Annotated in this window: 26 protein-coding genes and 2 pseudogenes; 18 read left to right on the top strand and 10 right to left on the bottom strand. The window is 32.2% G+C overall.

Annotated features, from left to right (window positions below; genetic code table 11):
- Positions 1-528 precede the first annotated feature (528 nt).
- The 8 genes from A5878_RS17330 to A5878_RS17285 all read left to right on the top strand — a co-directional run bounded on the left by A5878_RS17330 (position 529) and on the right by A5878_RS17285 (position 9142).
- Positions 529-843 (top strand): helix-turn-helix transcriptional regulator, encoded by a 315-nt coding sequence (locus A5878_RS17330; RefSeq protein WP_010748148.1) that lies wholly within the window; start codon positions 529-531, stop codon positions 841-843.
- 13 nt (positions 844-856) lie between these two features.
- A complete protein-coding gene (gene arsB / locus A5878_RS17325) occupies positions 857-1936 on the top strand; it encodes an ACR3 family arsenite efflux transporter (protein ID WP_005237696.1) in 1080 nt (359 codons plus the stop codon).
- Positions 1937-1953: 17 nt separating this feature from the next.
- Positions 1954-3621, top strand: a complete 1668-nt coding sequence (locus A5878_RS17320; protein ID WP_086295851.1) for an FAD-dependent oxidoreductase — start codon at positions 1954-1956, stop codon at positions 3619-3621.
- A gap of 120 nt (positions 3622-3741) precedes the next feature.
- Positions 3742-4098 (top strand): hypothetical protein, encoded by a 357-nt coding sequence (locus A5878_RS17315; RefSeq protein WP_010748150.1) that lies wholly within the window; start codon positions 3742-3744, stop codon positions 4096-4098.
- 348 nt (positions 4099-4446) lie between these two features.
- Positions 4447-5637 (top strand): IS256-like element ISLgar5 family transposase, encoded by a 1191-nt coding sequence (locus A5878_RS17305; protein ID WP_086295850.1) that lies wholly within the window; start codon positions 4447-4449, stop codon positions 5635-5637.
- A gap of 511 nt (positions 5638-6148) precedes the next feature.
- Positions 6149-6628: a GGDEF domain-containing protein gene (locus A5878_RS17300; RefSeq protein WP_010748153.1), complete on the top strand. Its 480-nt coding sequence runs from the start codon at positions 6149-6151 to the stop codon at positions 6626-6628.
- A 403-nt stretch (positions 6629-7031) separates the two neighbouring features.
- A complete protein-coding gene (locus tag A5878_RS17295) occupies positions 7032-8102 on the top strand; it encodes a chromate transporter (RefSeq protein WP_086295849.1) in 1071 nt (356 codons plus the stop codon).
- Between the two features lie 836 nt (positions 8103-8938).
- Complete coding sequence (locus A5878_RS17285) at positions 8939-9142, top strand: hypothetical protein (protein WP_005225249.1); 204 nt, start codon at positions 8939-8941, stop codon at positions 9140-9142.
- Positions 9143-9217: 75 nt separating this feature from the next.
- On the opposite strand, the gene A5878_RS17610 is transcribed toward A5878_RS17285, so the two are convergent.
- Positions 9218-9367 carry a hypothetical protein gene (locus A5878_RS17610; RefSeq protein ID WP_005237684.1) on the bottom strand — a complete coding sequence of 50 codons (150 nt, stop codon included), beginning with the start codon at positions 9365-9367 and terminating at the stop codon, positions 9218-9220.
- A 295-nt stretch (positions 9368-9662) separates the two neighbouring features.
- Between A5878_RS17610 and A5878_RS17280 the strand changes: the two genes are divergently transcribed.
- The 4 genes and pseudogenes from A5878_RS17280 to A5878_RS17260 all read left to right on the top strand — a co-directional run.
- Complete coding sequence (locus A5878_RS17280; RefSeq protein WP_005237682.1) at positions 9663-9863, top strand: cold-shock protein; 201 nt, start codon at positions 9663-9665, stop codon at positions 9861-9863.
- A gap of 66 nt (positions 9864-9929) precedes the next feature.
- On the top strand, positions 9930-10145 hold the full coding sequence (locus A5878_RS17275; protein WP_010748155.1) for a hypothetical protein: 216 nt from the start codon (positions 9930-9932) through the stop codon (positions 10143-10145).
- Between the two features lie 86 nt (positions 10146-10231).
- Positions 10232-10537, top strand: coding sequence for a hypothetical protein (locus A5878_RS17270; protein ID WP_034879067.1), 306 nt, complete (start codon positions 10232-10234; stop codon positions 10535-10537).
- Between the two features lie 795 nt (positions 10538-11332).
- Positions 11333-11578 (top strand): annotated as a pseudogene (locus A5878_RS17260) (MerR family transcriptional regulator); the annotation flags it as partial.
- A 584-nt stretch (positions 11579-12162) separates the two neighbouring features.
- On the opposite strand, the gene A5878_RS17430 reads toward A5878_RS17260, so the two are convergent.
- Both A5878_RS17430 and A5878_RS17250 read right to left on the bottom strand, forming a co-directional pair.
- On the bottom strand, positions 12163-12249 hold the full coding sequence (locus A5878_RS17430; protein ID WP_124018491.1) for a type I toxin-antitoxin system Fst family toxin: 87 nt from the start codon (positions 12247-12249) through the stop codon (positions 12163-12165).
- Between the two features lie 358 nt (positions 12250-12607).
- Entirely contained in the window at positions 12608-13222 is a 615-nt protein-coding gene (locus A5878_RS17250) for a recombinase family protein (RefSeq protein ID WP_086295847.1), read from the bottom strand.
- 307 nt (positions 13223-13529) lie between these two features.
- On the opposite strand from A5878_RS17250, the gene A5878_RS17245 reads away from it, so the two are divergent.
- On the top strand, positions 13530-13949 hold the full coding sequence (locus A5878_RS17245; protein ID WP_086295846.1) for a hypothetical protein: 420 nt from the start codon (positions 13530-13532) through the stop codon (positions 13947-13949).
- 3 nt (positions 13950-13952) lie between these two features.
- Here A5878_RS17245 and A5878_RS17605 read toward each other — a convergent pair whose 3' ends face one another.
- The 4 genes from A5878_RS17605 to A5878_RS17215 all read right to left on the bottom strand — a co-directional run bounded on the left by A5878_RS17605 (position 13953) and on the right by A5878_RS17215 (position 18011).
- Positions 13953-14126: a hypothetical protein gene (locus tag A5878_RS17605; RefSeq protein ID WP_179190665.1), complete on the bottom strand. Its 174-nt coding sequence runs from the start codon at positions 14124-14126 to the stop codon at positions 13953-13955.
- Positions 14127-15615: 1489 nt separating this feature from the next.
- Positions 15616-16158 (bottom strand): hypothetical protein, encoded by a 543-nt coding sequence (locus A5878_RS17225; RefSeq protein WP_086295842.1) that lies wholly within the window; start codon positions 16156-16158, stop codon positions 15616-15618.
- A complete protein-coding gene (locus tag A5878_RS17220) occupies positions 16151-17212 on the bottom strand; it encodes a DUF262 domain-containing protein (protein WP_179190664.1) in 1062 nt (353 codons plus the stop codon). The genes A5878_RS17225 and A5878_RS17220 overlap by 8 nt, the downstream gene beginning before the upstream one ends.
- A gap of 454 nt (positions 17213-17666) precedes the next feature.
- Positions 17667-18011, bottom strand: coding sequence for a hypothetical protein (locus tag A5878_RS17215; RefSeq protein WP_086295840.1), 345 nt, complete (start codon positions 18009-18011; stop codon positions 17667-17669).
- A 730-nt stretch (positions 18012-18741) separates the two neighbouring features.
- Here A5878_RS17215 and A5878_RS17210 point away from each other — a divergent pair.
- The 3 genes from A5878_RS17210 (at position 18742) to A5878_RS17200 (ending at position 20996) form a co-directional block, all read left to right on the top strand.
- Entirely contained in the window at positions 18742-19341 is a 600-nt protein-coding gene (locus tag A5878_RS17210; protein ID WP_086295839.1) for a tyrosine-type recombinase/integrase, read from the top strand.
- 37 nt (positions 19342-19378) lie between these two features.
- Positions 19379-20641: a putative phage abortive infection protein gene (locus A5878_RS17205; protein ID WP_086295838.1), complete on the top strand. Its 1263-nt coding sequence runs from the start codon at positions 19379-19381 to the stop codon at positions 20639-20641.
- Between the two features lie 133 nt (positions 20642-20774).
- Entirely contained in the window at positions 20775-20996 is a 222-nt protein-coding gene (locus A5878_RS17200) for a hypothetical protein (RefSeq protein ID WP_086295837.1), read from the top strand.
- Between the two features lie 14 nt (positions 20997-21010).
- Here A5878_RS17200 and A5878_RS17195 read toward each other — a convergent pair whose 3' ends face one another.
- The 3 genes and pseudogenes from A5878_RS17195 to A5878_RS17185 form a co-directional block, all read right to left on the bottom strand.
- The gene (locus A5878_RS17195; protein ID WP_086295836.1) at positions 21011-21601 is read right to left on the bottom strand and encodes an SOS response-associated peptidase; all 591 of its coding nucleotides are present in this window, start codon (positions 21599-21601) and stop codon (positions 21011-21013) included.
- Positions 21602-21692: 91 nt separating this feature from the next.
- Positions 21693-22199 carry a hypothetical protein gene (locus tag A5878_RS17190; RefSeq protein WP_086295835.1) on the bottom strand — a complete coding sequence of 169 codons (507 nt, stop codon included), beginning with the start codon at positions 22197-22199 and terminating at the stop codon, positions 21693-21695.
- Positions 22183-23560, bottom strand: a pseudogene (locus A5878_RS17185) (Y-family DNA polymerase). The gene A5878_RS17190 and the pseudogene A5878_RS17185 overlap by 17 nt, the downstream one beginning before the upstream one ends.
- 597 nt (positions 23561-24157) lie before the next feature.
- Between A5878_RS17185 and A5878_RS17180 the strand changes: the two are divergent.
- Both A5878_RS17180 and A5878_RS17175 read left to right on the top strand, forming a co-directional pair.
- Positions 24158-24970, top strand: a complete 813-nt coding sequence (locus tag A5878_RS17180; RefSeq protein ID WP_002337541.1) for a ParA family protein — start codon at positions 24158-24160, stop codon at positions 24968-24970.
- Between the two features lie 16 nt (positions 24971-24986).
- Positions 24987-25412 carry a hypothetical protein gene (locus tag A5878_RS17175; RefSeq protein WP_002337540.1) on the top strand — a complete coding sequence of 142 codons (426 nt, stop codon included), beginning with the start codon at positions 24987-24989 and terminating at the stop codon, positions 25410-25412.
- The last annotated feature ends 207 nt before the right edge of the window (positions 25413-25619 follow it).

The following is a 25619-nucleotide window of genomic DNA, read 5'->3' as shown; positions in this document are numbered from 1 at the left end:
CGTTTAGTTAGGGGATTCAAAGGCCAGCAGAGTATACTCTGTTGGACACTCCTTTAAACAGATTTTTAAATCATTAATAGTGTCCATGTAGATTGTGCAAAAAGCTTTCTCGAATCATAAAAAATTCATAATGAGTTATTTTGAGTAAGAGTGTTCAGAAAATGACTAATTTCTGGACACTCTTTTTAGATACTGTAATTTATGTGTATCACTCTATTTTTGTGTTCATAAACTCGTAGCTAAATCATTGTTCAATTAAAATTTAGGTTTATGAGTATTAGGACAAATCTTGGATGTGGTCAAAAACTTAAGGGTTTATGAGCTCTCTTTGATTGCTATAACTATAAAAGAGTTCAAGATAGAATATTCTTTAACAGTTCTTCTATGCTAAATTAACCTATAGTGAGAGTACTAACTATGCTATTAATTCCTATTTACTTAGAAATTATGAGTAAACAACTTGACCTTATATAGATGATTGTCTATATTACATATATAGACAACCATCTATATAAGGAGGGTCGAAGAATGAATTATGAATCTCTTTCATTAGTATTAAAATCTCTAGCGGATCCAAATCGTATGAAAATAGTAGATGTGCTTTCTTGCGGTAGTTTGTGTGCATGTGATTTACTTGAATATTTTGATTTTACGCAGCCTACACTTTCTCATCATATGAAAGTACTTGAAAAAGCGGGTGTCGTTTGTGTAAGTAAAAAAGGGCAATGGCACCATTATTCATTGAGGGAAGAATTTGTTGTAGAATTTATGGAATCTATTCAACAATTACTTGTAAATAATGAAGACAACTGTGTATGCAAAGTAAAAGAAGGATCTAAGTAGGAGGAAAGTAAAAATGAAATCAAAAGGTAAAGCTGAAGGGTTAGGCTTTTTTGAAAAGTATTTAACTCTATGGGTAATCTTGTGTATGATAATCGGAGTATTGATTGGACAGTTTGCTCCAGCTATTCCTGATACATTAAGTCAATTTGAGTATTTTCAGGTCTCAATTCCAACGGCTATTTTGATATGGTTGATGATTTATCCTATGATGTTAAAAATTGATTTTACCAGTATTGTTCGTGCTGCTAAAAAACCTAAGGGATTAGTTATCACGTGCGTTACTAATTGGCTTATTAAACCGTTTACGATGTATGGCATTTCAGCACTCTTTTTTTATGTGATTTTCCAACAATTGATTCCAATAGAACTAGCAAAAGAATACGTCGCTGGTGCAGTTATTCTAGGAGCAGCACCATGTACAGCGATGGTTTTTGTGTGGAGCTACCTAACAAAAGGTGACTCTGCCTATACTTTGGTTCAAGTCGCAATCAACGATTTAATTATCCTAGTATTATTTGCACCTATTGTTGCTTTCTTGTTAGGTGTTGATAATGTAAGTGTCCCCTTAGCTACTTTATTACTGTCTACTGTTCTTTTTGTAGTTGTTCCATTGTTTTTAGGCTTCATTACTCGAGTGTTGATCATAAAAAAAAGAGGTTTAACCTATTTTGAAAATGTCTTCTTGAAGAAATTTGATTCAGTGACGATTATTGGTTTATTACTAACTCTGATCATTATCTTCTCCTTCCAAGGTGAAAGAATCATTGCTAATCCATTGCATATTTTATTGATTGCAATTCCTTTAACGATTCAAACGATTTTAATATTTACAATTGCTTATAGTTGGGCAAGATTTTGGAAGTTGCCACATAATATTGCTTCTCCTGCTGGAATGATAGGAGCAAGTAACTTTTTTGAGTTGGCAGTAGCGGTATCAATATCACTTTTTGGATTACAGTCGGGAGCAACTTTAGCAACAGTCGTAGGCGTACTTGTGGAAGTGCCAGTTATGTTACTTTTAGTTAAGGTTTCTAATAAAACAAAAGACTGGTTCATAAATCCGGAATCTTTGAGTGAAATCAAGAACGTATAAAGGATAGGTGTGGAGAAATGAAAATCATCATTATTGGATCTGTCGCTGCTGGAACAAGTGTCGCTGCAAAAGCAAGAAGAAATACGGAAGATGCAGAGATTGTTTTGTATGATAAAGATATGGATGTGTCTTACGCAGTTTGTGGGATTCCATATGCAGTGGGGGGAGAAGTGGAAAACTTTGATGAACTGACGCCTCGTAATGCTGAATGGTTTAAAAAAAGGTACGACGTAGATATTCATACCTCTCATGAAATAACTCAGGTTGACTATGATAAAAAATTGGTGCACGGAATCAATCTAATTACAAAAAAATCATTTACCAATAATTTTGATGTTTTAGTGTTGGCCACAGGATCGGTTTATAATACCCCAGAAATATTTGTTAATAGACATTTTGAGAATGTTTTTCAGGTGAAAAATATTTCGAGTGGGAAAAGTATCAAGAAGTTTGTAGATGAAAACGAGCCAAAAAAAGCAGTTGTCATTGGTGCTGGATATATTGGTTTAGAAATGGCCGAGCAGTTACAGAGACTAGGTCTTGAGGTCTCGTTACTTCAACGAAGTAAATATCCCATGTCCCATTTAGACTGGGACATGTCTTCAAGAATCATTAATGAAATGAAAAGGAAAAACACTGCCTTTTTCCCTGAAGAAACCGTCAGAAAAGTTAACGGTGATGGTAGTCTGAAGTCTATTGAAACGGCTAAAGGAACTATCTTTTCGGCAGATATTTTTGTATTAGCTACCGGAGTAAAGCCGAACACCGCATTAGCAAAATCCATGGGAATTAAATTAGGAATTACCGGAGCTATAGAAGTAAACGATAAGTTAGAAACCAATTTTCCAAATGTTTATGCTGTAGGTGATGTTGCAGAAAGTTTTGATCGCATAACTAGGCGACCAATTTATCGACCTTTAGCTTCAACAGCCAATAAAATGGGAAGGATCGCAGGAGATGTTATTACAGGTGGCAATCTACGACACAAGGGAATCTTAGGAACTGGTATTTTACGATTCTTTGATTTAACAATTGCTCAAACTGGTCTCACAGAAAAAGATGCTTTAGCAAATAATATAGCTATTACTACTTTATATAATATTAAACCTAATAAGCCGGACTATATGAATGGTAAAGAAATGGTGATCAAAGCAATTGCAAATAAAGAAAATGGGAAGATACTTGGGGCTCAAATCATAGGTTATGATGGGGTAGATAAGCGGATCGATGTGCTTGCTACTGCTATTTCATTTGGCGCAGCTGCTGAAGATTTATTTCACTTGGATTTAGCATATGCTCCACCTTTTTCTACAACAAAAGATCCCATTCATTATACTGGGATGGCTTTGAACAACGATATAAATAATGATACCCCGTTAATGACCCCTATAGAGCTATTGAGAAGAATTGATAGCGGCGAGAAATTACAAATTATTGATACCAGATCAAGAAAACAGTTTGAAACTTCGAAAGTTGAGGGAGCAATTCACATACCTTTAGCTGAGTTAAGAGATCGATATGAGGAATTGGATAAAGAATGTGTGACAGTAACTTATTGTAATAAAGGCGTTACTGGAAATGCAGCACAAAATATTTTACTGAACAAAGGATTTAAACAAGTTTATAATTTATCCGGAGGAAATAAAAACTATCAAGAAGTTTGTGAAACGATACAAAAATTATGATAGAATTACAAATATTGGAATAATTAGGAAGAAACTTATTTTGAGGTTTGATGTAACATTTGTATTTTTTTCAAGCTTCATTTTTTTATATATTATGGACTACTAGAGGTGAAATTGAAGATGGTAGATTTAACTAAAATTGAATACCGAGTTTTGATTTCATTATATGAATGCGAGGGAGGGATAACAAAACGTAACTTTGTAAAAAAATACCCAGAATTTAAGCTGAATACAGCTTATTTAGTTATTGATCGGCTAGTAGACAAAGGGTACTTAGAAATGAATTACTCAAAAAAAACTGAATTATCAGAAAAATTGTTTAGTCCAATCAAATCAATAACTGACTTCTATTCTGATATGTTTGGTATTTGCGCAGTTGATCGTACGGTGAAAAAAGTAATACGTGAACTAACTGATTATAGTCAAACAAGTTTTATTCTAGATAAAATAAGAGAAACAAAAAGATATGCAAAATAAATTTATATAGTTGGAATGAAAAGGTAAAATCTCATACTTATAGTCTTGGTATACAGTAAAAAAGAAATGGAGAAATGTCTATGGGACTTTTACATTTGCTTTATGTAATATTGTATTCAATTATAGTAATTAGCTTACTTATTTCCTATGATTTATTTGTAAAAAATTTTAAGAAACTCCATTTACGATATTCTTTTAAAATAATTATTGGTTTAATATTATTTGTATCGCAAATGTATTTTATCATAACTTTTGAGAGTGTAAAATATTTTGTGTAAATAGAAAAAAGGAAATCCCTTCTGTAGAATAGAGTTACCACAACACATTCACAGAAGAGAGGACTTCCCTATGAACGATTTTACTACAGAAATTCTAAAGACTCTAGCGAACAAAGGCGATTTGAATGAATTATTCCGTGTCCATTTGGAGAAAGCAGTCAATACGCTTCTCAAAACGGAGTTAACGGCTTTCCTAGATTACGAAAAGTATGATCGCATTGGTTTTAACACGGGTAATTCTCGTAACGGCTCCTATGACCGTACGGTCAAGACCGAGTATGGGGAACTTCATCTCCAGATTCCGCGCGACCGCAATGGCGAGTTCAAGCAACAGACTGTTCCTGCTTATAGACGGACGAATGACACGTTAGAGGAGACCGTCATTCACCTCTTCCGAAAAGGTATTACCATGTCGGAAATCGCAGACTTGATTGAGAAAATGTATGGGCATCACTACACGCCCCAAACCATGTCCAATATAACAAAATCATTTACAGAAGAGGTAACGGCGTTTAAAGGGCGGGAGCTTCATGACCGTTATGCTGCTATTTATATGGACGCAACGTATATTCCGTTAAAGCGGAAAACCGTCGCCAAGGAAGCTATTCATATCGCAGTTGGCATTCGCCCGGACGGATCAAAGGAAGTATTGAGCTATGCGATTGCACCGACTGAATCCATCACGATTTGGGAGGAAATTTTATTGGACCTTCAAGAGCACGGTTTGAAAAATGTCCTCCTGTTCATCACGGATGGCTTAAAGGGGATGGTAGGAGCGATTAGTCGGTTCTATCCCAAAGCTCGTTTTCAACATTGTTGTGTACACGTTTCCCGTAATATCAGTCACAAAGTGCGTGTCAATAATCGTAAGGAAGTCTGTGATGATTTTAAAATGGTGTATCAAGCCTCATCTAAAGAGGTGGCGTTGGAAGCACGTGGTGCTTTTGCGAAAAAATGGAAAACCAGCTATCCAAAAGTGGTTGAATCGATTCTTTCGAACGATCACTTGCTCACTTTCTATGATTTCCCCTTGGCCATACGCAAGAGTATTTATTCTACGAACTTGATTGAATCCTTTAATAAGCAAATCAAGAAATACAGCCACCGCAAGGAACAGTTCCAAAACGAAGAGTCGATGGAACGTTTCTTAGTCTCGTCTTTTGATACTTACAACCAAAAATTCCTAGGTCGCAGTCATAAAGGCTTTCAACAGGCCGAAGGCGAACTTGAACAAATGCTAAGCCAACTGATTGAGAATTAGAAACAATCTGCAGTAGGGAAGAATCATTTACACAAAATTATTGACGCTCCCTAACCTTTTCGATAAATAATGTGGGGTATGTTTATTATGAATATACATTACCTTTATTTATCTTATACTTTAACTCATTCAAAATGAAAAATTATTTTCTTTTATTGGCTCTAATGATGGTGTTTATCAGACTATCGTAATAAGTATTATTGATATCAAGACATTACTTAGTATTCTAGTTCTAAGTATACTGGCATTCACTTTTAGTTTCGTAATTAAAAAAAGCTTTTATAAATATAAAATACAGATACCGTTTTATATATTTTTTGTTTTAATTACTCTAATGATGGCTGGATTGAATTCTATGCTCTTTTTTGAATATAAACTTACTTTTTGGGAATATCTATCTTTGTTTATAGGGTCTATAATTATTTGTATTTCTTGGCAATACTATCTAAGTACTCAAAAATAATTCTTAAAAGATATAAATAGAAAACTTATTGGGAGAAACTACGATGAATTGACGAAAGTTAAAAATATTAGAAGCTTAAATCAAGACGTAGATAGTATGACAGAGGTTGAAAAGGAAAAGCTTATTTTTGTTATGATGGATTTAGATCATTTTAAAAGAATTAATGATCACTATGGACACATTACAGGAAATCGTGCTTTAATATTCTTTTCAAAAAAAATAACAACTTTTCTTAGTGAAGCACACCAAGATCAAGTAGAGGTTTATAGATATGGAGGCGAAGAATTTTTAGTTATTTTCAAAGACAGTACATTAAAGTCTGTTCAAAAGACTATATTAAGATTTCAGGCATTCTTATTAAAAAATAAGTTGAATATTGGAGGGGAAAGAAAGATTACGCTTTATTTTTCTGCTGGCATTTCTAAGTATGATTCTTCTTTAGATGTATATGAACTCATCAATCAGGCTGATCAAGCGCTGTATGCTGCAAAAAAAAGAGGTAGAAACACACTTGTTGTTTATTCTTGATTTATTATGCAATTAAACATGATTTTGGCTTGATCAAGATCTCTTGGACGGTTCATTAAAATAGTATTGTTTAACAAGGGCATTTTACTTGCTATATATAAATAATTGTTCTAAAATTTTCTAGTGTGTCTCATTAAAAGAGTAGCGGGGAAAGCAGATTGGGGAAGTCTTCTTTTTATATGTTGCTTTTATATTTATAGGTGAGTAAATCTACTGTAATGATAATATATTTATCATTTTTCAGAAGGTTTCATCAAAGGACGCAAAGAGAAAGTTCTATTTTTCTCTTTGCGTCCTTTTCTAAACTATTTATTGGAAAGTAAAGATCTAATAAACTGAAACCGGTCATTGATATAACAAATCATGCACATAACTTAATATTTCTCATGCTATTGGAGGGCTTATGGAAGAAAATAAATACATCGAGATTGTTAAAGTGTTCTCAAAACTTGGGTTCTTTGCTTTTGGTGGACCAGCTGCTCATATCGCTATGATGGAAGAAGAAGTCGTGGATAAAAGGCAATGGATGTCTAAGGAAGAGTTTCTAGATTTATTAGGATTTACTAACTTGATTCCTGGTCCAAACTCTACAGAGATGGCAATTATATTAGGTCATCGGCGTGCTGGAAAATGGGGATTATTTTTAGCAGGTATTTCATTTATTTTACCAGCAATGGTCATTGTAATGATTATAGGGCACTTTTATAAATTATATGGAGACCTTCCTAGAGTTCAAACAATTCTGGAGTATATAAAGCCTGTCATTGTAGCAATTATTGTAGCAGCTCTAATAAAGCTTTTTAAAACAGCTATAAAAGATATGTCTACATTTATTGTTTTTTGCCTGTCTCTGCTTTTGGTTGTTTTTGGTGCTTCGGAACTCACTGTGTTAATAGTTGCCGCAATACTCTTACTATTAATAAAAAAAGATTGGAATTTTAAAAATTATGTCATAGAGCCATTTAGTCTCTCAATTTTATTTTTAACTTTCCTGAAAATAGGTTTACTTTTATATGGTAGTGGCTATGTATTACTTGCGTTTATCCAATCAGAATTTGTTGATAAGTTACAAGTATTGACCCAAGTTCAAATGATAGATGCCATATCTGTAGGCGAATTTACTCCTGGGCCTGTATTTACTACAGCAACTTTTATTGGATATTTACTTTTCGGTATCCCAGGTGCTTTGGTAGCTACAGTAGGGATTTTTTTACCATCGTTTCTACTGGTTCTTATATTAGCACCACTATTTTCCAAGCTTAAACAATCCAATACATTTTCCAAAATGTTAATTGGTATAAATGCGGCAGCATTAGCATTGATGGCTAATGTTACCATCCAATTAGGACAAAATATATTTGTTGAATGGTATTTCATTTTAATTTTTTTTATTAGTCTATTAGGTATTCTTAAATACAAAATTAACTCTGCATTCTTCATTTTAGGGGGAATTCTATTAGGTCTATTTTTATGATTTAGATTAGATGATCTATTGATAAGAGTTTTGCATAAGAATGTTAGGGTATTTATGTATAAAAACAATAGATTTTTTTGTAGGTAAGGGGTAACATACTATTGTAAAGATATCTGATGTTGAATTGAAATTTATTTGATTACGTAATATGTATTTTTAAATAGCAGAAGTGGTTAGTTAATCTCTCTTTTCGCTGAGTTTTTTATTAAGGGAAGGACGTGATTTTCCTGAAAGTTGAGAAAGAAGAATTTAAACGAGTTATTAATGACGCGTCTCACTTAGAATATAATTATATTCATCGGGATTTAGAAAAGATTACTGATCCTAACTTGAAGGACGAAGAAGTAGAGTATTTGATTGTAAATCAGATACATCACAGACTTTTAAAAAGTTCACACAGATCGTTATTTGGAAATAAAATAATAATAAAAAGTATTGATGAAAAAGATTACAAGTTATTAAGATATTATGTGGAAGCATTATCGGAAAACCACTATAGAATAAAATAATATTCCTTAAAGTCTTAGGTTTCGAAAAGTTAATTATTACTTATGTGAATGGTTTTTAAATAAATGATTGCTTGATAAAAAATGATTATGAATTCTACAATATTGATTTTAACGGATCAGAAATTATAGGATTTTGCTCTATTTTAAAATCGAGCTGAAGCTGGATCTAAGAATAGGAGACAATAAATAGATGTACTGCTTTATTAACATAAAAAAAGCAATTTTTAATCTGTGATGATTGGCTTGCTAGTTTGTGATATTTTTTAGTTAAAAGTTACTTGCATTTGCTATGTCTAACTGTAGGTAATACCATTTTGGAGGGATGATATGGAAGAAAGTGAGAGTTTTGAACAGCACTGGCTATTGTCATCTAGTATCCAACGTGTAAAATATCTGAAACTTCTTTCCGCCTATCCAAAAACTACTTGGACGGAGGAGGAAAAGAAGGTATTTCTCTGGTTGTGTCAGATGGATATCGATACACTTGAAACAATGGAGATCATTTTTAGCAAATTAGCACACAAAAAATGAATAAGACAGCTACTCATTCTTACAAGTAGCTGCCTTTAATATGAAAAGAGCTTGGCCATTAGAGAGTTTCACTCCTTATGCTAGTTTTTCTAATTCATGTACTGCATTTTCGATTGTAGTACCGGTTGCCACTTTGGTTTCATCATTTTTAGAAAAAACAATAAACAAGTTTAAGTTAGTGTCCAAAGTAACACGATAATCAATTGTTTTGTTAGTGAATGTCATAATACATTCTCCTCTCTCAAATAGTGACGAAAGGTAACGATAACGTTCATAGCGAAATTCTATATAGATAGTATAGCACATTAAAAATAAAATAGTGTATAGTGAGTGATAAGTTTATAAAAAAATAATATTTTTATGTAAAGTTGCAACTAAAGAGTTTGTGTGGTATACTACTTGTAGTGATAAACTTTGAAACGTATTAAGAGTGCTATACATAAATTTATACTCTCCTTTTGCTTATCAAACAATTATTGCAACAAAACGCATTCGTAATGATGCACAAGGAGGAAATAGTATGAATAAAGGTACAGTAAAATGGTTTAATTCAGATAAAGGTTTTGGGTTCATTACAGGAGAAGATGGTCAAGATGTCTTTGCTCATTTTTCAGCGATTCAAGCGGATGGATTTAAATCTTTAGATGAAGGTCAAGCAGTTACTTTTGATACTGAAGAAGGTCAACGCGGTTTGCAAGCTGCTAATATCTATAAAGCATAAAAGTGCCTTTTAACCCGTCTCAACATGTGTGAGGCGGTTTTTTCATACTTCAAAGGAGGGGTAAGAATGAGTTTTTCACAATGGAAACCACAACAACTTTCAATAGAAGGCCAAGCTTTTCATATAGATCAACAGGTCATATTTCGATATAGAAAAAAACAAGCAGCTGGAACAATTATAAAGCTACTCAGCAATTCGGCAGTTGTAACCCTTTCAAATTCAGAAGTGACGAATACTACGGAAAGAACAGTTATAAATTATAAAAATTTAATGAGTAACTGAAATCAATGAAGAATAGATTGAGTTTTTTAATCACGTACTATGTATATGTAAACTGGATAGACGATTGGTTTGAGTGGAGGAATAAAATGCAAAAAGAAGCTATTCATCAGTTAATCGTAAAATTGACACTTAACAAAAATTGGCTTAATGACCCAATGATTGTTAATGAAGTGAAATATCTAGGAGATCAACTTTCTTGTACACGACGTTCTCCGATTAATTATAATCAGATTCAGGGAATCAATGTTTATTATCTGGATGGTTCTGAAAAAATGTATACTTCTTTAAAAAGTTGCTGTGAAGGAGAAAAACTCTTCAAAGGAACCATCCAGAAATATATTTTATCTGATTCACCCATAGCAGATGGCAGATATTTCTGTGTCATTCGCTAATCTATAAACTTCTAAATCCGCCACCATAAGTTTAGCGATAAATATTTCTTTTTATTAAGCAGATTAAGGATGAACATTTAGTTCATTAGATACAGATATACAAAAAAACTAGCTATGATCAGCTAGTTAAATTATTTATACATAAGAGAGTTACATCTAGATTTAGCTTCCTCTAAAGTAGAAAATTTTTCGATATCAATATCGTAAATAAATAATTTGAGTTGAATATTGCGCAACTCTTTCAAATTTAGCACAGCAAATGACGTGATCAAAGGTGGTCTCGATTGAAAATCATACAAATTTGTTTTTGCTTTTGATGAATATAAACGGTAGTCCGAACTAAAAACTTCCACTGGATAAAAATTAGTATTCATATTTGAACACCTACTTTCATGGTACTTATCCAGTATAGCACTTAAAAGAAGTCAAAAGTAAAAATAGAAAAAACGTAAGGGATTCCTAAGCATTGCTTCTACATCGTAATTACTTGCAAAAAAGAAATATATAGCGTAGGCTGATTAAGCAACATGCATTAATCTAAGAAGAGTACCGGCACAGAAAACTTGGGGAAGTTTTTCTGGACTGCGCCGAATACTCTTCGTTTTTTTATTTTAACATTATTCTTACTTAATAAACATTAGAATATGAGAAGTTGCATTTAACTGATTTTATCTATTGCTTAATATTTTAATAGTCTACGGAATGTGAGGAGGTATTTAGTGTAGTATTAGCATAGAGACAAGAGGCTTCTGGTTTCTCTAGAGTTAACTCCATGGTTTATTATAAATAAGAAGAATGAGGAGGAGATTCGATGAATATAAAAAAGCAGCTGAAATGTTTGATTTAAGTGTGGATACACTAAGCTATTATGAGCGTGTTGGCGAGATACCACCCGTTCACCGCCACGAGAGCGGCTACCGAGATTATACTACCAATGATTTAAATTGGATTTATCTAGCAAAAAACTTGCGAAATGCTGGATTGTCGATTGAATCTTTAATTGATTTTGCTCAACTAGCTCAATCACGTGAAGCACAAAATGATGCTATATAGATAGAAGGAAAAATTTGGGAGGTTATCATTCTGGATGAAAAATAAGCGTAGCTATTAAAGAATTTTACATTTAACTGCTGAAAAGGGATGGTAAGATTCTCCAAAAATTGTCAATGAGGTTCAAACGATAGAAACAACTATTTTAGACGGACGCGCTTCGCCCATGAACTATTAGGAGTCAAACGGAATAAGAGTTACTGAATCATAAGAACAATGTCAGAAACTATGCAACGATCAGTGGCTGCGTAGCTAACGAACTACCGTGTCGAGTAATTATTACAAAACTTATTAAGAATAAAAGTAAAGCAAACGACGGTAGAATCTTCACTACCTTCAAATTTTTTCATATTTTTTTATTATGATATACTTAAATTTGTATATTTAGAGTTGCGCTGCCCGTTATTGAAGTTTCAGGCAGCGCTCTTTCCAATACCTGTCTTCATTGATTTCCTTGAAATTACATGTTAAAATATACATGCAAATGAATTATTGGACATGAAAACACCACGAAACCCCAGAGAGGTCGGATTCTCTGGGGTTTCATTTTGTGGGCTGATGTCGCCTTCGTTGCTTTACTTCTTGTCTCGATTATTCAGCCAATACTCGAAGAGGGCTACTAGTAAGCCGACAAGAAGGGGGCAAATGAAGAATTGAATCATGAAAACACCTCCCTCCAGTCGCAAGACTGTCGGATAGGCGACTACTAATTTTAACATATTAAAAGTTCGTGCACTAGATTGATTACTAGTAAGTGATCCCACGCAAGTGTCACAATAGGTCAATTTTAATTATGTTCATTATTTTTAAGAATACATAATTATTTTAGTTTACATAAGATACATTATACAAAGTTATCGGTGGTAAATAGCTTTAAATCAGCATGATTATTGTGTTGATTATATTTATGTCAACTAATTTCTCGTTATCATAAATATAATCAACTTAGCTAGATGAATTTTACTTGATTGGCTATCTTGATAACAAAGCTATTCATAATTACGTGATTTAAAAAAGAAATCATACAATTAGTTGATCCATTTCTTTTTTTATTCGGTAAACTGTTTGCCTAGTCACATTATAGTCTTTTGCAATCTTTGAGATAGCAACTCCATTCTCCAGATCCTGAACGATGCTTTTATAAACAAGGCGTCGCTGAGGATCTTTTGTTTCTGCACTGTATAACTTAGGACGACCTTTATAGACGCCGTTTGCTTTAGCAATCTTAATTCCTTGTGTCTGGCGTCGTTTAGATTCAGTACGCTCTTGTTCGGCAATCATGGCTAAGATTTGAATGATTAAGTCTTTGATGAATTTATCCAGGAGAGGATTTCCGATTGCTTCAGCCATGATTGGTAAACTGGTGATAATAAGTCGCACATTCTTCTTCTTTAGATAATTAACTGAATCGATAATTTCGTCATAATTTCGTCCAAGTCGATCAATGGCTTCTACAATAAAAATATCTTGCTCTCTGACAAAATCTAAAGCTTCCTGAAAAATTGGCCGATGACTGATAGTTGCTCCAGATTGCTTTTCTATAAAAATTTTTTCAGCGCCAAACTTTTCCATTTCTTCAATTTGGCGTTGTTCATTTTGATCGATGGATGAAACTCGAATATAAGCAATTTTCAAATTTATTTCCTACTTTTCTTAAGTATTTAAAATACACCCTAATCATACGTCAGAACGCTAGATTTTTCAACATAATATCAATGTGTATTTAGGGTACGCTTTAAATATACAATTTGATTTAAAATGATAAAAGCCAAATACCTTATAAAAAGCATGGCCCTCCTTTTCTGTGGGATTAAGTATTTTTGATGTTCCCCGAAATTGGTAATAATTGGTTGTATAATTAATAATATGAGAATTTCGTTGATTGATGTCCCAGATTTTATGTTTGAACTTAATTGGTCTTAATTTCAAAAGAGAGTAAAATATGAACAATTTTTCGAACGCTTTACGTGAAAAGAACTTTAAATATTTAGTTACATTATTCTGCAGTATGATGATGCTTACTATCGTATTCCCTCCCGTCCAAGTGAGTGCAACAGAAGCATCCAATGTTCAAAATGAAGAAATAACAAATGACCAAATTAACAAGTTAGACAAATATGTTTTGTTTAGCGAAGATGGTTTTTATAGCATATCCGAAACAGCATCTACCGAACTTTCTTCTAACGAATATGCATTACTGGTTGAAAAAATTAACGATGCAAACAGTATGGTTGAAAGCTTACAGGTTGATTCAAAAACTGAAAAATTGTATGTTGATGTTAATGAAAAAACTGTAACGATCGAAAAGACTGGTAATAGCGCCTATCTTAGAGCATATAAACAAGTAAAAAACAGCAATTAAAGGTTACTGGTGGGGCACGAGAATCTGGATTTCAAAAAGCGCAGCAAATAATCTTTCTACTGGAATTTCAATTGGAGGAGTTTTCATTAAATCAAATCTAATTGATTTAGCAGTTGCTTTAGGAGGTGTCGCTTTATCAAATGTTCCTGGAGGTTTTGTATTTAACGTATCTACCATTTTCGTACCTGGCATGACCTTTAGTGGGACTTCAATACCATGGGGATTTGAATGGCAATAAAAAAGAGGGTGAGCTATCATGAAAATTTCTAAATTTAAAATTTACCATATAGTTTTAGTCGTTGTTTTTATTTTAGCTTTAGTATTTCTAAAATATGATCAAAGTTTGTACCGAAATATTTTTTATATAGTCTTAATTATTTCTTTAATTGTAAAAATTATATATGATTATGTAAAAAAGAATAAAACAACTAAAAAATTTAACTGATAAAAAAATTGCAACGACAAAAGAGCGAATCTATAAAAAATCCGCTTTTTTTGTTTATTACCCCATATCCGGTTGTATTTTACTTCCGAATATGGTCTATTTGATCGATAAAGAAAGTAATCGAATTGAGGATTAAAAAGAGGGAAACGATTGAGATTACTTACTTTGAATGGAGAAGCGGTTGTAAAAAAATTGTCGAATCACTCAATCAGATCTTTAAAGACTAAGCAACAAGCGGAATATTTTTCTAATCTTATAATTGAAAGAAAAAATACTTTAATAGCAACGATGCTCCTCTATGATGTTTTCGATTACATGGTTATCAGAATCCAAACGATGGTAAGCTCGTTTTTGAAATAAAATGCAATAGCATTTGTATTATGGGGTTCTATAATATTTAGTGTTGGTGGAGAATTTGTAGATTTTTTACTGACACCTGTTTATAAAAAAGATAGAAGGAGATATATCCTAACTGGTTACGACTAAATTTCAAATGTATCTTTCTCTACTAACATTAAATATCGAGGATCCCAACAGAAAGGGTCAGGAACTTAAAAGTTTTTGATCATTTTTTTAATTGCTATTAAACAAAACTAATTATGTTTGTATATTTATATTTTAATTTAAAAATTAGTATCCAGTAAAACGTTGTTATGATAGGCTTTTTTAGGATTCTTCATGTAATAGTGCAAATGTTGATTTACTGTTTTTTTCAAACGATGATACAGTAAAACTTGTCAAAAAGACAATTTCATTTTTATCAAAAACCTTCGTTTACGAGAGTGTGAAAAAAAAGAGCTATTTAAATGAATAAAATAGCTCGGAAATGTTATTCTGCTGGTATTTATCAAAAAAAGAGTACATACAATTTATTCATTCTGAAAACAAATGTTTTATGAATTCAACATAAGTCCAATCAGCTGAATTCGATTACTCTCTACGTCAAAAATTGCCTCTTGATATTTGCCTGAATATGACTGTTCAATTAGTCTAAATTTTATTATCATCTTTATTACCTCTCAAAATAAGACTTATATTCCTACTAATCAGGTTAGCAAATAGAAAAAACATGCCTTAATGCTATGTTGCTCTAATAGATTTTAAGAGAAAAGACAAATAAAATACTTTACAAATTATTAAGAGATCTCAGAATCAATATGAAATCTCTTTTAAACAATAATAACAGCGTATTTATATTTGGCTGCTTTAAAAATTAACTGGCTAATCATAATCTATCAGCTCTGAATATTTTAAAACCATGTAAACAAATTTGGTGTATATGCTATCCGATTCTCCTCTTTTTTTTGATTTTAAAAAATCATTAGGTTCCATAAAACCTGAATAAGTATTTAAAGTTTTATTTAAATATTTACGTTTAGATTCTTCACTTTCATGTGCAATATAGTTTCTTAGTAATTTCATTTCTTCAAAAAATTGAGAATCTTCACTACTAAAAAAAACAGAAATGTTATTGCTGTTTGTAAATATTTGATCTACCAATTCTTTTGTCTTGGCTCCCGTATCTAGATATTTAAGTCCGGTAACCTTTTTAAAATGATCTCTATCAGAAAATTCTATTCTCAGTTTAACTTTAGACTCATTTACAGCAGCTTTAGTAGCATAATCAAATATAACATCAGTGATAAAATTTTCAAATTTCACAAATATTTTAAAAAATGCTATTTCTAAAAAACCTGTGTCTGCTGCTACTTTAGTCTGCCATTTGCTTATTTCATTAATTATCTCAGTTCTTTTTTTACTCATCTTCGTCGTCAAGCCTTCCATGATAAATATAATTGGCAAGCATATTAATTCTTCTGGTTCTTCCTGATTCTGAAGTTGTTCTTACACTATGCAATTCCACGAATTCGCTAACAAATGGATCCTTTGGATTGCTAATAATTAAAGATTCTAATTCACCTAGTTTCAAATTTAAATGATCATGATCATAATAGCCATCATTATATGATCTTTCAAAACTTAATATCTTATATTCATCTTCTATAAGAAAAGAAAATAGTGTAAATATATAATTCGGTTTATTAAAAGTTTGTGTGTAATAAGTACTATTTGAAAATAGTATATCTATTTGTTTTAGTGCATAATTGAATTTATTTTCTATTTCTTCGGTATTTTCTAAAGTTTCATAATTTTCATAAAACTTATCTAATGCATTAGGTGTATCAGTTTTAACACCTTCGATTACTACTCTTAGCAATCTTGATAAAAACTCTACATCATACATTCTTATAATATCTTTTTCTTTAACAATATAGTGTTCTTTGAGTGTAGGTCTCCATTTACTTGATAAATTATATGCAAGAACTTTCAAATCTCCCCAGTATTTTGCATTTCTTAGTTCTTGTTTATTTAAAACAATGCTATTTGTATTGACCCTCATAAACATATCATATATTACATTATCATCAGGAGATTTTATTAATTCTACTGGTATTTGATAATCAAGGAATTCAAGCTTTTCATCTTCTTCTAAAGTATAATAGTACCTGCCGCCAAATTTTTTATTGTGCTTTTTCATAATAGGAAATTCATTTTTATAAAAACCTATAATTGCTCTAAGCCTTTGTTGGCCATCAATAACCTCTCTAGTCGTCATACTTAGCTGGGTATCAATTTTTTGTCGAACAAATACTTGCGGTATTGGTAACCCTCTTATAATCGTATCAATTAGATATGATTTTGCTTGATCATTCCATACCGCTTTTCTTTGATATTTAGGAGATATGAATAGCTCCTGGTTTCTATCCCATTGTAAAAAATCATTGATACTATAGACTTTTGTTTCTTTTAATCCCATAAAATTACTCCTTAATAACATATTTACTTCATTATAAACTATCACATAATATATTATATGATTATCTTTAAAATTAGTTGAAAGTTTTTTTTCATTGGATTGTTGTTGGTTAATATTGAACAAGTATAGATGATAATAATATTTTATCAATGCATTTTATGATCAAGGTAAGGTACAAGAGAGACAAAAACTTAAAAGTTTATGATCACTTTTTGATTACTCATTTCATAGCTCTTTCAGCAGCTCAATTAATCAGTTGAGAAAGCAATTCATTCAGAAGGCATCAAAGTAGACCTTACTGTAATCTTCTTTGACTGTCGTTTTCAACCTATTTTAGGGATCAAATATATTGTGCAAATTTAGATTTTGAGTAATAGAATCTGGATGATTAAATTATTAAAAAGAATGTTCAGAAAAAGGACTCATTTCTGGATACCTTATCTCATTATATAAATTAAGCAGACTTTATATTTTTGAGTTTGAAATAATCTTTTTCCGATATTATAATATTTTTCAAATCTCTAATTAAATATGACGTTAAGTTAATGATTAAAATTGTAGAAATAGCTGCTATAAAGAAAAATTTAATTTTCAGAAGATCGCCGTTTGTAATTTTAAGTATACAGTTAACAATGAATTCACGTCCTGTAAACGTGTATTCAAATGTTCTTAGTAATACAACGACTTGCATGATTGCAATAACAGCACTAAATAATATGGATATTCCTCTAAAAATATTCACTCTACATCTATTGCTTTTAATCTTATAAAGCTTACTAATAAACTTTTCACTTTTCATTGAAAAGTCTCCTACGCTCATATCTAAATAATTTAATAATAATATTGTATATACCGTTTTTTTATTTTTAATAAAATTAAGAATAGTTAAAATTAGAGAAATAATATTTAGTATTAAAAAGGGAAAAAAAAAGACTTTTCTATTAAAATAGATATAATGCCAAAGAGAATATATAGAATACTTAGGCAATATACATATAATAAATCGGTCTTTTTTAAATTATTAAATGATTCAACCCTATCATTGCTTATCTTATTAAAAAATCTGTTCATTCTTATTCCTCCTAGTATTTTTAGAATTACAATTAATTATATACCAAATAAAATAATAAATAAAATAAAATCATGAAGATATTGAATAGTTATTATTTTAAAAAACATATTTTATTTACAGATATTGACTTAACCAGGTATAGGAAGTTTAAATATTTTATGGTATTTTTGAACTATACAAACTTAGAGATTTTTTTTCACTTGAAGTATAGCAAAATACTTTTTTTATTTCTTCAGTATCTAATTTATATTAGATGCTTTTTCTAATACAATTTCTAAACTAGATCCGGTTCGAAAGTGACACAAGCAGGTTGTGTCTCATTGGTGAAACAGGCGCTATCCATTGTGGCTCTAAGAGAAATGCACGTTTCTTTTTGAGCCTTTTTCGTTCACTCGTTTTAAATAAGACTTATTACATGTTATAATGATATTAAGTCTTATTAGAAGGAAGAGAGAAAATGAAGACAGTTGAACCTATTCGAGACAAAAAAAAGATCGATGCCATGAAAGCAATTTTGGCTTCCGGAAAATATGGCCAACGAAATTTGGTTCTTTTTTCCATCGGGATCAATACGGCGTATCGAATTTCCGATTTGCGGCAATTAAAACTGGCCGATGTGTTAGAAATTACTCGTGGCCGTATAGTTGTCAAAGATCGACTATCAATGAAGGAACAAAAAACAGCCAAACACAATTCGGTGTACATTTCCAATAAATTGCGAAAAACGATTTTAGAATATGTGCAGCAAGAATTTCCGGAGCAGCTCCTTCAGCAGGAATTTGATCACTACTTGTTTCCAAGTCGAAAAGGAACAAACGAACCGCTCAATCGCCAAAGCCTTTGGCGAATCATTCATGATGCTGGTACCGCAATCGGGTTAAAAGACATTGGGCCGCATTCGATGCGAAAAACGTTTGGCTACTTTCTCTACAAGCAAGGAACCAAAACAGAAATCATTCAATCGCTGCTTAACCATTCCTCCCAGCGTGAAACGTTACGATATATTGGAATTACACAAGAGGATAAAGATACTGCAGTAAAAAGTTTAGATTTATAAGTGGCTTTATCGAAATAAAATTGAAAGGAGAGATGGTATGGAAGCGGATAAAAAAGGTTTTTATGAACAATATAAAAAGGAAATATGGATAGTAGGTATAGCTGTCGTTGGTTTAATTCTTATCCCTTTATTCGTTCAATGGTTGATAAATGCGGATACAACGTATAAAGGATCGGACGATGGGTGGCTAGGTTTTTGGGGAGGATATCTTGGCGCTATTATCGGGGTTGCTGGTGCTTTGATAGCTATTCAGATTCAATTATCCCACGAAAAAGAACGTTTTAAACAGGAAAGCACAGCTAGAGATAACGAGTTAGCAGAAGAGAGGAAGGCTAGAAAATCAGAACAAGTAGATAATACCTTCTTTAACTTATTAATGCTGTTCAATGATCAAAAGAACACACTCTTGAAGGATAATAACCATTTTGAAGAACTACAGGTAAGTATTTATAGAAGTAGTATAGTGCAATTAAAAAGAATGGGACTCGATAAATTTTATGAGTCGAGTCAATCATTAATTCTGGTTTTGGAGAATATGATTAAAGAATTCGACATTGAATTTAATTCGATAAAAGCACAATATTCTGAAAATGTTGCGGATTGTTTAAGTGCTATTAGAAAAGATTATCTAAATCAACTATCCTATTTAAGAGAATTTCACGTAACTGGAAAAGACTATGAAAATATAAAGCAAGAAATTCATAAGATACAAGTAGTTTATATGATTGAAGACGATTTGATTCAGAATATTAAAAACAAAAGGTTTGCAGAAAGATCGCATACGTTTTATTACAATTTAGATAAGCTAATTAAGGAATTACAAGATGTTTCCCGAGTTGCGTTCTTTGATTCTAAATCAAAAAAACATTTGGAAGAATCTATAGAGAAACTGTTGTCTTACACGAATCCTAGCAATTTGAATTTATTAGAATTATCATATAAAAAAGCTGCTATTGAGAATCCAATTAATGGATACTACTCTTCGATTGATTCCTTTTTTTCTATGATTTTAAGAATTTTAAACTACATCAATCAAAACGTAGATGAAGAAGGAAATAAAGGTTTAAAAAGAGATTACATCAGTTTCTTAAGAGCAAATATCAGTGAGATGCAGTTAGTTATTCTATATTACTTTTCCTATTATACCGGTAGAGGTGCCCCTTTCAAAAATGAACTATTAGGGACATCATTTTTTGGTGAAGAGGATGAATTGAGCAGTTTTGATAAGGCGTATTTTTTTCAAAAAAAGTCGCTTATATGGGGGGAAGAAGATTTAAAAAACATGAGGGAGTTTTGCTAGTAGATTGAAGGAAGATTTTGAACATGCTGAATTTTTTCGTATCTGTTTCTTGTGCTATACTTATATCTACAGAATTTAACATTTGTTGCTAAGTATTATATTTTCAAGCAACGTTCTTTTTGGGGGATCGGCTATGGAAGAAGAAAAAATATTTGAAAAACGCTGGCAATTAGCTTCGACTGAACAAAAAGCAAGATATAACAATTTGATATCCTCCTACCCTACTATCGACTGGACATTTAAGGAAAAGAAGTACTTACTTTGGTTATGTCAACTCGATATCGATACGTTTGAAACGTTTGAAGTGATCCTGAGTAAAGTTAAACAAAACAATAACAAAAGAGCGAATCTATAAAAGATTCGCTCTTTTTATTTTGCTACTTCAGTACGATTTAATTCTGGCATGTCAGCTGTAAGATAGTTACGTGCGAAATCCAGATCTGTGATCCAATCTTTTATATGATCTCTTTGAATAATAATCGGCATACGATCATGTATTGGGGATACTGAATCGTTAGGTTTTGTCGTCATAATAATCGATTCCGTTTCAAAACCTGCACCTGTTTTATGCACACGATAAAATCCGCCCAAATAAAAAACATCATTATCCCCTGCAGTAAACAATAGTTTTCGTTTTTCGGAATCCCATTCATAGAATCCGGAGACTGGTATGACGCAGCGAGTTTCTCTGAAGGCTGTAGAAAAAGTCTTCTTTTCTTCTACTGTTTCTGAACGTGCGTTGATCATAAGTTGACCGGGCTTAAATCCTTGAAACCCCCACTGAGTGATTCCTGGTACTACCCTTGAATCCTGATTAAGTCCTAGTGTTACTATATAATTAGTTGGAAAAATTTCATTAAAACCAACACGAATATGTTTACCTGTAGCATTTAAAACAACGTGATCATAGTAGCTTTTTAGTTCATCTGAAGATAAATCAAAAAAATATCTTCCACACATATTCTCCCTCTCCTTTTCTGATCTGTTTAAAAAACGTGTGTCAGAGAGCCATTCTAAGGCAATTTCAAAGTCAAATGATGGACAATGATCTTCAATCGTCGTCTGCAAAGTCCTGATAATACTCATTTTTGATTAACTCAATCTCTTTTTCTATTTTACTCTCTTTTTTCTTTTGCTTGTTGCGAGAAGATTTTCCGTCCTGAAAATAGTCAACTTTGAACCATTTTTCCTCTTTTTTTATAGATATGTGTCGAACGTCTGTCCAATAGATCAGTTGTTCATTCAGTACAAAATAGTCTTCGTATGCTTCACCTAGAAATTGTCCTTCAACAGGATCCAGAAACCGCCCAAATTCGTCTTTAGTGTTTAATTGCAGCGTTATAGGTTTATGATAAAGGAAAGACTCTGAAAGTATCGTGTCGATCTCCTCACGATTCATTAACTCCAAACCAACAACTTCTTTCGTAGCCCAGGCTTCATTTTCTAAAACGCCTTTCATCAAATCATCCATGGCGTAAGCCGTTGCCCATTTCAATCCGAATGGCCGGTCTCTGTATTGATTATAGTCCGTAAATGTTTTCTTAGTACGCTTTACCATGACTTTCAGCACCTTCAAGTCCAGACATACCACCTGCATGCCCTCCGACAAGGCTGCTACGAGCGATCGCACGTCCACCTTCCATTATGCTATTTGCATGAACGATCGATTTAAACCCGAATTTTTTGCGTATAGTATCTACCACATAATCGATTTTTAAGTCTTTTACTTGCTCGTCCGGATCTTCAAAGAGATCAAGCTGTAAAGCATTAGAATAAACGAGCTTTGAACAGTTTACTCCCACATTTCGAATGTCCTGGTACTTGTAATGATGATCAAATATCTGTAGTAAGTAGTTTGCTATTTGCTTGCTGCTATTAGTTGCTGCAACCTTCATTTGCTGGTGAAACCCTCGACTTCCTGATCGATCGACATAGCCCATTGAAAAACCGATCCACAAAGATATGACTTCAGCTTTCGCTCCTGTACGGCGTAGCCTAGTTGCTACTTGATCGGCCATTTCTTTGATTACAATTTCTATTTCTTTTCGACGTGTATAGTCTCGATTTAAGACCTGACTGTTCCCTATCGACTTAGATTTTACTTTGTATTTCTGACCTAAGAATGATCGATCGATGCCCCAGCTGTGTGCATATAGTTGAGTACCTAAGACACCAAAATTTTGCTTCAGTTGATAGTAATTTGCATGTGCCAGATCATGCATAGTAAATATGCCCATTCGGTTCAGTCTGATTGCCGTCCGACGTCCTATCCCCCAAACGTCTGTAATGTTTTCTACAGACCAAAGCTTTTGCTGAACGTCTTCATAGCGCCATTCTGCTTTCATATCTGCATTTTTTTGCTTTCGAGGTCTAGTGCGAACTTGGCCAAGAGCGGATTGTCACCTATCCCGATCGTTGTGAAGATTCCAGTTTGTCGATAAACGTCTGTTTGAATCATTCTCGCCAGCTCTCTTGCGTCCTTTGCACCGAACAGTTTTAATGAGTCTGTGACGTCCACAAAGCTCTCATCGATGCTGTATACTGCATGATTTTGTTCGTCAGCGTATTTCTTGTAAATATTGTTAATCTCCATATTCTTTCTCATATACAGTGCCATTCTCGGTGGTGCGATCACGAGGTCTTCCGGATACGGAAAAGGAAGATCCCGTGATCGACTGACATTAGAAATTCCATAGGCTTTTTTTGCGGCCGGACTCGATGCCAGAATCAACCCACTTCCTCGCTGAGAAGGATCGTCTGAAGGATAGGACATGACAACTAATTTTGTCTTTAAAGGACTTAGCCCTCTTTCTACACATTCTACGGATGCATAAATGATTTACAGTCGATACAAAGAATATCCCTTGAAGGTTCTTTCGTGTAATCAAACTTTGGATTTACGCCAAAATGCATAACCATGCTAAATCCCCTTTTCAAAAAAGATACGTTTTATATACACATTAGAACATACGTTCGTTTTATTAGTCAAGGAAATTAAATGATTAAAAACAGGATCATAAATTATTTGCTAATCAATTATAGTATATCTTATACATAAAATAATAAAGTATAAGATATACATTTGTTTTAGTATAACTTATACCATAAACGTTATTCTAGAATTTTATCAGAATGATTTTTTACGTCAGCCAGAACATTAATTCAAGGTATTTATAGTATATATCTGCTAATAAATGAAATATAGCAAATATATTAAATATATTTAGTATATCTTATACATAAAATAATAAAGTATAAGATATACGTTTGTTTTAGTATAACTTATACCATAAATACTATTTTGAAATTTTATCAGAGTGATTTTTACGTCAGCCAGAACATTAATTCAAGGTATTTGTTGTATGGATCTGCTATTAAATGAAATATAGCAGATATATTAAATATTTTCAGTATAACTTATACTTTTTATCAATATATAAAGTATAAAATAAATATTGATTAAAATAAATATATAAGTTATACTTTAAATAAAGATAAAAGAAAGTAGGTAAAAATATGACAGCAACTACTTATACAGTCGGGAACTTTAAAGGTGGAGTAGGAAAAACCAAGATAGTTACAATGCTAGCTTTTGATAATGCTGTAGTAAATAAGAAAAAAACACTGGTAATAGATATTGATCCGCAAGCCAACGCTTCACAAATATTAGCAAGAACTGTTGACTTAGATCATATTGATAAAACAATAGTAGATGGGATCAACGAAGAAGACCTTTCAATTTGTATAACGCCGATTATGGAAAATCTAGATTTAATTGCATGTGATACAAGTTTTAGATCGTTTTCTAACTATGTTCTTGCTAACTTTGAAGATGAGAAAGAACAAATCATGGTTTTAGAAAAATTATTGGAACCTATCAAAGAAAATTATGAGACTATTTTTATTGATGTGCCTCCAACTATTAGTGCATATTCAGATAATGCTATGGCGGCCTCTGATTACAGTATAATAGCTTTTCAAACACAAGAGGAATCGTTGGATGGAATTGGAAAATATGTTGGGTACCAAAAATTTATGATTAACAACTACGATATTGACCTTGAAGTGATTTCTATAATTGCATGCATGCTTGAACCAGACGATGATTTAGATAAAAGTGTATTGAGCGAGGCTATAGATTTATATGGATCCGCTGTGTCTAAGAATATTGTTAATTTCCAAAAACGACTAAAACGTTATTCAAGAGAAGGAATATCTTTGAAAAAGTATCGAAACGGAAATTATGATCAATGGGACTATAGGGCACATGAACCGTTTATAAAAATACTAGCCGAACTTGAATCACGCAGAAAGATATTTGAAGAATAGCTAGGAGGGAAAGAATATGAGTGAAAGGAAAGAATTTAATGTTGATACCAAAGTTGATACAGAATATGCTGGTCTCTTACAACCAGGAATAAAAAAGAAAAAATCTGTATCAATTAGAGGAGAAAACGAATTTGGACACTCTTCTTTGATGAATAAGAAACCAAAGGCGACTACTTCAGCAGCAAGTAAAAAACGAGGACGTCCTATAGAAATTACAGATGAAAGATTTAAAGTTACAAAGCCAAAAAAAATATCTCCTGCTTTGGAGTCAAAATTAAACGTACTACAAGACTATGTTGAGGAACTTCAATCAGTTCAGGGTAGGATTACCTTTGAAAAACTTATTGACACTTTATCGGAAGCGTATATTACGCAAAAATTAGGTGTGGCGAAAGAGGAACATTTGAGAGAAGAAATAAAAGATGCATTTGATAAGCTTTAATTTTTTCAAGTCATTCAACAATAAAAGTATAAGTTATTATTGATTACCAAAACATAAAGTATAACTTATACTTTATGTTTTGGTATTACAGAATAATTGTTATCAGGAAAAGCTTATTTTAAAGGTATCGTTTGATTATCTGTTGTAATAATTTAAAGTATAAGATATACAATAAAGTCTAATTAGGTATAACTTATATGAGGTTTA

This window comes from Enterococcus sp. 3G6_DIV0642, assembly GCF_002140635.1.
In the GTDB taxonomy this organism is placed as follows: Bacteria; Bacillota; Bacilli; order Lactobacillales; family Enterococcaceae; genus Enterococcus_D; species Enterococcus_D casseliflavus.
Note: the sequence above shows the minus strand (reverse complement) of the source record. Positions and strands in the feature narration are given on the sequence as shown.

What these genes read in the sequence shown, in the direction of transcription:
- A5878_RS17330 (WP_010748148.1), top strand. Translation starts at nt 529, where the DNA reads ATGAATTATGAATCTCTTTCATTAGTATTAAAATCTCTAGCGGATCCA.
- arsB (WP_005237696.1), top strand. Translation starts at nt 857, where the DNA reads ATGAAATCAAAAGGTAAAGCTGAAGGGTTAGGCTTTTTTGAAAAGTAT.
- A5878_RS17320 (WP_086295851.1), top strand. Translation starts at nt 1,954, where the DNA reads ATGAAAATCATCATTATTGGATCTGTCGCTGCTGGAACAAGTGTCGCT.
- A5878_RS17315 (WP_010748150.1), top strand. Translation starts at nt 3,742, where the DNA reads ATGGTAGATTTAACTAAAATTGAATACCGAGTTTTGATTTCATTATAT.
- A5878_RS17305 (WP_086295850.1), top strand. Translation starts at nt 4,447, where the DNA reads ATGAACGATTTTACTACAGAAATTCTAAAGACTCTAGCGAACAAAGGC.
- A5878_RS17295 (WP_086295849.1), top strand. Translation starts at nt 7,032, where the DNA reads ATGGAAGAAAATAAATACATCGAGATTGTTAAAGTGTTCTCAAAACTT.
- A5878_RS17285 (WP_005225249.1), top strand. Translation starts at nt 8,939, where the DNA reads ATGGAAGAAAGTGAGAGTTTTGAACAGCACTGGCTATTGTCATCTAGT.
- A5878_RS17610 (WP_005237684.1), bottom strand. Translation starts at nt 9,367, where the DNA reads ATGACATTCACTAACAAAACAATTGATTATCGTGTTACTTTGGACACT.
- A5878_RS17280 (WP_005237682.1), top strand. Translation starts at nt 9,663, where the DNA reads ATGAATAAAGGTACAGTAAAATGGTTTAATTCAGATAAAGGTTTTGGG.
- A5878_RS17275 (WP_010748155.1), top strand. Translation starts at nt 9,930, where the DNA reads ATGAGTTTTTCACAATGGAAACCACAACAACTTTCAATAGAAGGCCAA.
- A5878_RS17270 (WP_034879067.1), top strand. Translation starts at nt 10,232, where the DNA reads ATGCAAAAAGAAGCTATTCATCAGTTAATCGTAAAATTGACACTTAAC.
- A5878_RS17430 (WP_124018491.1), bottom strand. Translation starts at nt 12,249, where the DNA reads ATGATTCAATTCTTCATTTGCCCCCTTCTTGTCGGCTTACTAGTAGCC.
- A5878_RS17245 (WP_086295846.1), top strand. Translation starts at nt 13,530, where the DNA reads ATGAACAATTTTTCGAACGCTTTACGTGAAAAGAACTTTAAATATTTA.
- A5878_RS17605 (WP_179190665.1), bottom strand. Translation starts at nt 14,126, where the DNA reads ATGGTAGATACGTTAAATACAAAACCTCCAGGAACATTTGATAAAGCG.
- A5878_RS17225 (WP_086295842.1), bottom strand. Translation starts at nt 16,158, where the DNA reads ATGAGTAAAAAAAGAACTGAGATAATTAATGAAATAAGCAAATGGCAG.
- A5878_RS17220 (WP_179190664.1), bottom strand. Translation starts at nt 17,212, where the DNA reads ATGGGATTAAAAGAAACAAAAGTCTATAGTATCAATGATTTTTTACAA.
- A5878_RS17215 (WP_086295840.1), bottom strand. Translation starts at nt 18,011, where the DNA reads ATGAAAAGTGAAAAGTTTATTAGTAAGCTTTATAAGATTAAAAGCAAT.
- A5878_RS17210 (WP_086295839.1), top strand. Translation starts at nt 18,742, where the DNA reads ATGAAGACAGTTGAACCTATTCGAGACAAAAAAAAGATCGATGCCATG.
- A5878_RS17205 (WP_086295838.1), top strand. Translation starts at nt 19,379, where the DNA reads ATGGAAGCGGATAAAAAAGGTTTTTATGAACAATATAAAAAGGAAATA.
- A5878_RS17200 (WP_086295837.1), top strand. Translation starts at nt 20,775, where the DNA reads ATGGAAGAAGAAAAAATATTTGAAAAACGCTGGCAATTAGCTTCGACT.
- A5878_RS17195 (WP_086295836.1), bottom strand. Translation starts at nt 21,601, where the DNA reads ATGTGTGGAAGATATTTTTTTGATTTATCTTCAGATGAACTAAAAAGC.
- A5878_RS17190 (WP_086295835.1), bottom strand. Translation starts at nt 22,199, where the DNA reads ATGGTAAAGCGTACTAAGAAAACATTTACGGACTATAATCAATACAGA.
- A5878_RS17180 (WP_002337541.1), top strand. Translation starts at nt 24,158, where the DNA reads ATGACAGCAACTACTTATACAGTCGGGAACTTTAAAGGTGGAGTAGGA.
- A5878_RS17175 (WP_002337540.1), top strand. Translation starts at nt 24,987, where the DNA reads ATGAGTGAAAGGAAAGAATTTAATGTTGATACCAAAGTTGATACAGAA.